The sequence below is a fragment of the Vibrio sp. 10N.222.55.C7 genome (assembly GCF_041473335.1).
GTDB lineage: Bacteria > Pseudomonadota > Gammaproteobacteria > Enterobacterales > Vibrionaceae > Vibrio > Vibrio crassostreae_C.
In genome coordinates this window covers 1-2658 of the sequence record NZ_JBFRSC010000082.1, presented here as the reverse complement: position 1 = coordinate 2658, position 2658 = coordinate 1, and the positions used below count along the sequence as shown (strand labels likewise).

Annotated in this window: 4 protein-coding genes and 1 pseudogene; 4 read left to right on the top strand and 1 reads right to left on the bottom strand. The window is 40.0% G+C overall.

All coding sequences use genetic code 11. The annotated features are described in order from the left end of the window. The 4 genes and pseudogenes from AB4482_RS22540 to AB4482_RS22525 form a co-directional block, all read left to right on the top strand. A pseudogene (locus AB4482_RS22540) lies at positions 1 to 156 on the top strand (DUF1611 domain-containing protein); the annotation flags it as partial. After that, positions 153 to 1289 carry an alanine/ornithine racemase family PLP-dependent enzyme gene (locus AB4482_RS22535; RefSeq protein WP_372181751.1) on the top strand — a complete coding sequence of 379 codons (1137 nt, stop codon included), beginning with the start codon at positions 153 to 155 and terminating at the stop codon, positions 1287 to 1289. The pseudogene AB4482_RS22540 and the gene AB4482_RS22535, both read left to right, overlap by 4 nt. Beyond that, a complete protein-coding gene (gene gspS2 / locus AB4482_RS22530; RefSeq protein WP_372181749.1) occupies positions 1246 to 1611 on the top strand; it encodes a type II secretion system pilot lipoprotein GspS-beta in 366 nt (121 codons plus the stop codon). The genes AB4482_RS22535 and gspS2 overlap by 44 nt, the downstream gene beginning before the upstream one ends. Next, positions 1612 to 1842 carry a hypothetical protein gene (locus tag AB4482_RS22525; protein ID WP_004735670.1) on the top strand — a complete coding sequence of 77 codons (231 nt, stop codon included), beginning with the start codon at positions 1612 to 1614 and terminating at the stop codon, positions 1840 to 1842. 164 nt (positions 1843 to 2006) lie between these two features. Here the strand turns inward: AB4482_RS22525 and AB4482_RS22520 are convergent, their stop codons facing one another. After that, a complete protein-coding gene (locus AB4482_RS22520; protein ID WP_108161989.1) occupies positions 2007 to 2603 on the bottom strand; it encodes a tyrosine-type recombinase/integrase in 597 nt (198 codons plus the stop codon). Positions 2604 to 2658: the final 55 nt, after the last annotated feature.

The window sequence follows — 2658 nt, the reverse complement described above, 5'->3', positions numbered from 1 at the left end:
ATGTCGTTGGATGAAACACGTTGTGCGATAGACACTTACACTACCGAATTTGGTTTACCGGTTACTGATGTCTTGTCACAGCCTGTTGAACATCTACAGCACATCGTAACGTCAGCCTTTCCTATAATAGCAAGTAAACTGGCCGAAAAAGGGTGAACTACCCTAGGTTAGACATCGATTGTGGGAAAGTTCATCATAACGCTCAGTTCCTGATTTCTCAGCTCTCACTGAAAAATATATCCGTTACGCCTGTAACAAAAGCCTTCCTCGGCCACCCTATCATCGCACAAGTTCTTATTGATGCTGGCGCAACAATGTTAGCCGATTCAAGAATCGAAAATCTTCAAAAGATGACTGAATCTGGCATTGCTACCCCTAAAATGCTGATACGTACACCCATGCTCAGTCAAGTGGCGAGCGTAATAAAATACAGTGATATGAGTTTAAACTCTGAAGTTGAAGTGATTCAGAGGCTTTCACATGCAGCGGAACAACAAAATTGCTGTCACGGTATCATTATTATGGTTGAGCTTGGCGATCTAAGAGAAGGTGTGATGCCAAATCGCGTGATTGATTTTATCCGAGAGATTATTTCTTTACCAAACATCACGATAAAAGGAATTGGTACGAATTTAGCCTGTCGGTATGGTGTCGCTCCAGATGATCAAAATATGAGTATTCTTTCTGAGCTTGCCGATGGAATTGAAGCTACATTTGGGGTCAATCTAGAAATTATTTCAGGGGGTAATTCTGCTTCAGTTAACTGGGCTCTTCAGAGAACAGGCTTAACTCGAGTCAATCACCTTCGTATAGGAGAAGCCATTTTTTTAGGCTGTGAGCCTTTAGAGCACGAAAATATCAAAGGCTTACATACGGATGCGGTTTCTTTGACCGCTGAAGTGATTGAATCCAAGACTAAACCGACTTTGCCTTGGGGGAGTCGGGGGTTAAATGCTTTTGGTGAAAAAGAAAACCTTCAAGATAGAGGGGAGGTCTCACAAGCTATTCTAGCATTAGGCCGCCAAGATGTTTGTGTCAGTGGGCTTAAGGCTCCGAATGGGATTAAGATCATGTCTTCAACCAGTGATCACCTTGTCCTTGAATCCTCACAGAAACCACTATTTGTAGGGGAAAAAGTCACATTCAGTTTAGATTACAGTGCGCTCTTATCTTCTATATCTTCACGTTATATCCATAAATATTTTAAGGCACCTAAAGGGAGAAGAAAGGAAGAAGGAGCGCATAATGCTACGAACAACTGTAATTCTCTTCGTCAGTGTCATGCTTAACGGTTGTCAGATAAGCCCAATAAAATCTAATGGACTTGCCGATTATAGAGCGACAGTTATTTCAAGCCAACTTCCACAAGAGTTAGGCTCAATCACACTCGTAAATGCACAGTCAGAGGGCGATAGTGTCACTCTTGTTTTCGTAAAAAAGAAAACTTTGAATATGGACCGCTTAGTAGAAAAAGTCGCCGTTAGTTTTTGTGACAACATCGAAATAAGACCACTATTAGAGAGTGGGATCTCTTATCGAATCATTACCTTAGGAAAAAATGAGAAAGTAGAAATCCTTAACGTCATTTCTCTAGCTAAGTGCTCTAATTGAATGCTTAGCAGTCGAATGGATAAAAGCCAATACGAGTTGTTCAATGTACTCAATGACACTATTTTATTGAGGTTTGACCGCCTTACGCCTTGGGAAAAAAACTTTATCACAGAGTTACACCATAAGGTCGTAACTAGACAACTCATTTCAATTAAACAAAAACAGCTTGCTTTAAAAATTTCAATGAAAGCCTATAAATCAAAGAAGAAAAACGCGCGTTCCAACGTTTAATTTAAGCTTGTGTATACCTAATCTGTTCAAGGTCCTCTAAACCTTGGACAGATTAGTAGTATTTGCACTTAACGTATTGAAAATAATCAAGTGTAGCGGTGAATGGGTAACAACTTTCAGCGTAATAGCAATTGAAACACCTAAGTATTTAGGTTCCTTTTCGATTAACACTCAGTACCTTCTGAAAGCAACAATGCATCTTCTAATTCAACCCCAAGATAGCGGATTGTATTATCTACCTTGGTATGACCAAGTAGTAGCTGCACCGCTCGGATATTTTTCGTTTTTGCGTAGACTAACGTCGCTTTTGTTCGCCTCATCGAGTGAGTGCCATACAAGTTAGGATCCAACCCCAGATTAGAAGCCCATCTCCTCACTAAGTATCGATAGTACGAATAGCTAATCGGTTGTTGCTTTCGCCTTTGGCTTGGGAAAATAAAATTGCTGTCATGTAGCGAAGCCATCAAAATCCATTTCATTAGACTCTGTTGAGTTCTTGTCGTTATCTCAAATTGAACTTCAATATCTGTTTTGCGCTGGATATGCTTAACGCGGTTAAATATCCTATCTTGCGAAGATACATCGCAAACTCTGAGAACGAGCAAATCACTTGCTCTAAGTTTGTTATCAATAGCTAAGTTGAGCAATGCAAGCTGCATCAAATTATTTTCAATTTCTAATCTGGTTCTGATCCGCCAAATTTCCTCAAGCCGAAAAGGCTTTTTGACGCCACTTCGTTTCGTTTTGTTGAAAACTACCATGATGACCTCCTTTTTAATTTGGTCATCACGATTGTAGTTGGAAGGAAATGGACAA